The organism is Desulfoplanes sp., from assembly GCF_054921335.1.
The window spans coordinates 1-3,052 of the sequence record NZ_JBUDSQ010000158.1; the positions used below are offsets into that span (position 1 = coordinate 1).

The 3,052-nt window shown below is 51.5% G+C and carries 4 protein-coding genes; 1 reads left to right on the plus strand and 3 read right to left on the minus strand.

Annotation, left to right across the window (positions count from 1 at the left end):
- Positions 1 to 160: 160 nt before the first annotated feature.
- The gene (locus tag ACY692_RS14745; RefSeq protein ID WP_462326137.1) at positions 161 to 529 is read right to left on the minus strand and encodes an Rpn family recombination-promoting nuclease/putative transposase; all 369 of its coding nucleotides are present in this window, start codon (positions 527 to 529) and stop codon (positions 161 to 163) included.
- Positions 530 to 968: 439 nt separating this feature from the next.
- On the opposite strand from ACY692_RS14745, the gene ACY692_RS14750 reads away from it, so the two are divergent.
- On the plus strand, positions 969 to 1,235 hold the full coding sequence (locus tag ACY692_RS14750) for a helix-turn-helix domain-containing protein (RefSeq protein ID WP_462326138.1): 267 nt from the start codon (positions 969 to 971) through the stop codon (positions 1,233 to 1,235).
- A gap of 134 nt (positions 1,236 to 1,369) precedes the next feature.
- Here ACY692_RS14750 and ACY692_RS14755 read toward each other — a convergent pair whose 3' ends face one another.
- Positions 1,370 to 2,371, minus strand: a complete 1,002-nt coding sequence (locus ACY692_RS14755) for a hypothetical protein (protein ID WP_462326139.1) — start codon at positions 2,369 to 2,371, stop codon at positions 1,370 to 1,372.
- Positions 2,320 to 2,790: a DUF262 domain-containing protein gene (locus ACY692_RS14760; RefSeq protein ID WP_462326140.1), complete on the minus strand. Its 471-nt coding sequence runs from the start codon at positions 2,788 to 2,790 to the stop codon at positions 2,320 to 2,322. The genes ACY692_RS14755 and ACY692_RS14760 overlap by 52 nt, the downstream gene beginning before the upstream one ends.
- Positions 2,791 to 3,052: the final 262 nt, after the last annotated feature.

Sequence of the window (3,052 nt, forward strand, 5' to 3'; positions counted from 1 at the left end):
TATGCTCAGCTTATCGATTTTCTGAGCGATTGTTTCCGGATGCATGGTGTCTCCTTTGCTTTGCGTGCATGATCGTCAGTATTCACCACGTGCGATCATTCCAGCCGGCGGTCATGACGCTTCATTGTCCGATATTGTGTTATCCGGGATTTTTTGATTGTCAATGAGATGATCCGGATTGTGGGCATGGTGGTTGAAACCCTCTCCCGGCCCCTGCACTTTTCGTCCGGCAGGCAATATTCACCTGAGAGACAGTGCCTTCATCCATAAGAAAATAAGCGTGACTCGGCCTGTACCGGGCAAGGCTGGGTGGCATGGGTGCTATCAGATCCGCAATCTCCTGCTTGGCTGTCCACAGGTTCTGGCCGTTATACAGAACGATGGGAAAGACCGGGGGCAGGTTTTCACCTCTCTGCACCCGCTTGCTTTTGATGAGATCCTGATAGAGCAATCCCCGGTAAACCATCACCCGAACCGCCATCCAGGGGTCCACAGTGCTCTGGAATTCGATGAGCAGATAGACATACATCCAGGAGTCGTTCCACCCCGGCAAAAGCACCCCCGGCAAAACACAAGGTCTCCACATAATCGTGTTGACGATATACTTATTGATAGGATATTTATTCTATCCATGACATGGACCATACATATTCATCGCAATGCGCGGAAAAGTCTCCGGTGTTTGCCGCCAAGGATACGACTGAAACTTCGAGCCCTTTTGGCGGAGTTGGAAATTTCAGGGCCGGTTCGAGGGAATTGGTCCAACTATGGGAAGCTTTCAAAGACACGACATCATTGACACCTGAAAAAAGGAAATCCTACCTATGTCGCTGTCTGGGAAGAAGGCCCCCAGGGAATTCAATTTATCGAGGTAACCTATGTTGGAACACACGAAAAAGCTCCCTATTGATGGAGATTCTACTCGGATAATCCAGGTCATCGGACCTGCCCACAAACATAATGAAGCCATGGAAGCACTGAAAAAACTGGGTTACATCAATACAAATGATTCCAACCCCTGGCGTGATCTTTTTGATGAAGAAGAGCTTACCCCGGGTGCCGCTCTCAAGGGTTCCAGATACAAGGAAGAAATGACCCAGAAGGAGTTGGCCGAAAAAACCGGCATCCCCCAGGGCCACATTTCGGCCATGGAAAACAATAAGATGGGAATCGGAAAAGAACGTGCCCGCCGCTTGGCCGAGGTTTTGGATATCGATTATCGAATTTTGTTGTAGCCCTTCATCTTGATGGGCTGACCGTTGCTATATGAGAAAAAGAATCACGATTCCCGAACCAACCCCTCTCTCACCCCCTGCTGATGGTAGGGTGAGAGAGGGGTTGCTCGTTAAGCAGCCCTGTCCCCCATCCATCACTCCATGGTTTCACCAACATACCTCTTAAACTCCCCAACCCCGGTAACATACCTGAACCCATACTCATTCGCCAACTTCAGCGTTGCATTCTCTTCATCCAGCAATACGGCGACCGGCTGACTGAATCCCTGTTGAATCCCATCCGGCCAGGCCAGGTCCAGGATGACCACGGGTTGCCCGCTGTTCTGATCGATCACTTCGTGGTTGAATGTTCCGGCAGGGAAACCATGTTCGATCATCCACGCATTGAGTTCGACCAGAGCGGCCTCTTCTTCCTGGGATACAATTCCGCCGGGGGCTTGGGGGGCTGCTGAGGGTATGGGTGCTTCTATGCATGGCGAACTGCACGCCGAAAAAGCGGGGGAGGGGAGGAGGGTGGTGATGAAAGCATTTGCCGCATCTGCCAGGAGTTTGCGGCGTTCTTTAAGAAAATCCGGGTAATTGTCTATATCCCAGCGGGTTTCATCCCGAGGTATCCACTGGGAATGCAGGGTACCCGGGTGTGCGGCTTCCACGGCTGGGAAATAGCTTTGCGGCAGCTCGTCGCTGATGCGGAGATTGGTGGTTTTGGTGAGGAAGCAGAAATTACTGAGCGCATTGACTTCAGCGCGCTGGTAGCCCTTTTTATATAACTGGGCCTTGGGGAAGATATGGTGGACCTCGAGTCGGCTCATTCTGCCGAGCAGATCCGCCTTGAGGGGCATGCCGGTTCCCCAGTCCCTGGCATCTTGGGTGCGGGTAAGCAGGTAGAGAAGGGGATAGAATCTTGCTCCAAGACTCCATCCGGAAAAATGGTCGGGCAGGATTGTCAGATCACCGTGCCACAGGTGCAGTTCGGTGATGAGATCATCGAGGCCGGTTGCCAGGTTGCCGTTTTCAAGAATTTTGAGATCCTTGTCGATGATGCTTTCAGTGGAACCGGAATAGCGCCCCCAGAGGGCACAGTTCAGATACCAGAAAAGAAGTTTGTTCTGCTCGTCACGGCCCATGTCCTGCAAACCACGCCTTCCCAGATAATGAACCATGACAGGAAAGGTGTAGCGACCAAAAAGCACCCGGTCATGATCGAGGCCGAGAATTCCTCGTTCTCGACATTGAAATACAATCCGGTGAACACGGAAGCGTTGCCATCAAAAAAACAAGGCTCATGTCCCCGAATGATCCCGTAGAGCGAGGTAATCCGCTGTTGACCGTCCAGCAGCAACTCGATGATCCCGGAAGCCGGATCATTGTCCCCCCGATGAGCCGCCTGGTTCGCCTGCGTGGCCCACACAAGCAGACTCCCCACAGGATGCCGCTTGTACAAGGAGGTCATCAAAGCCCGAACTTGATCCCGATTCCAGACGTAGCCCCGCTGAAATTCAGGAAGGGCAATGAAACCGGCGTCGATCTGGTCAAGGATGGTTGCAATTTTCAAAAAGTTGCTCCTAGCTGACGCGCCTTGCTTCTGTTGAAAGGATAGAAGGATAGAGGGGTACCGACGATCAGGGCATGCGCAAAGGCGACTTTTTCTTTGAAAACCGATTCCGTTAGAAGGTCGATTTTGGGGGTAGAAAGGTGGTTTTAAGAGCAAAAATAGCCCTTTTTGAGGAGTTATGGGGAATTATTTCAGGGTAATATCTTAGTCCGACCCCGGGAAAAATTTTTTCTTTTTGGCATAGTGCATTTCCCTTACTTGG